Origin of the sequence: Acutalibacter intestini, from assembly GCF_034334985.1 — a bacterium.
GTDB classification, from domain to species: domain Bacteria; phylum Bacillota; class Clostridia; order Oscillospirales; family Acutalibacteraceae; genus Acutalibacter; species Acutalibacter intestini.
The window spans coordinates 1-701 of the sequence record NZ_JAWXXL010000131.1 but is presented as its reverse complement, the minus strand read 5'-3'; the positions used below and the strand labels follow the sequence as shown (position 1 = coordinate 701).

General features: G+C 44.4%; 2 protein-coding genes. Both read right to left on the bottom strand.

Translation table 11 applies throughout. From position 1 onward, the window contains the following. Nucleotides 1-215: transposase (locus U8U68_RS22060; protein ID WP_331679210.1), on the bottom strand; the 215-nt coding region annotated here is incomplete at its 3' end. 14 nt (nucleotides 216-229) lie between these two features. Then, complete coding sequence (locus U8U68_RS22055) at nucleotides 230-631, bottom strand: IS5 family transposase (protein WP_066533747.1); 402 nt, start codon at nucleotides 629-631, stop codon at nucleotides 230-232. Nucleotides 632-701: the final 70 nt, after the last annotated feature.

Sequence of the window (701 nt, the reverse complement as noted above, 5' to 3'; positions counted from 1 at the left end):
TTGCGCTTAACGACCTCAACCTCCGCACCAGAAAGATCCTTGATTGAGTTTGCAAATGTTTCTCCGGTGTAGCCTCCATCTGCCATAATCTTTTTGAGCGCAGACAGATGGTCGGTTACATCACAATAATAATCAACCATATCAATTGCGCCGGTTCGATCTGTTACATTGGCGGTCGTCACCATAATTGCGTGGGGTAGCCCCAAAATGTCCACGCCAATATGTAGTTTTATCCCAGATACTTTTTCCCCGCGTCATAGCCCTTTTCTTCTGCGGTATCAGCATTTTGAATGCTTTTGGAATCGACAATTATCATTGTTGTTTGTGCCTTGCGTCCGTTTTTTTCCCGCTCTGCTTCCACCAGTTTGCGTAAAACCCTGTCAAGAACACTGACTCCATTTTCATCTGGATTTGACCATATGTCGTAATGATACCGCACATTTTGCCATTTAGGGAAATCATGTGGGATGGCTCGCCATGTGCATCCTTCTTTCAACAGATACAAAACTGCACAAAATATGTCATACAGGTCGTAGCTTCTGGGATGTGTTAGCTTTTTGACTCTGGACAATTCCTCGCGTATTTCTTCAAATTGTTTCCGACTGATGTCACTTGGATAGCTTTTCCTCACCTGTCTTCCCCCCTCATCCCCTCTATTTTATCACTGGACCGGATGGTTGGCTAGATACTAAACAGGTTCT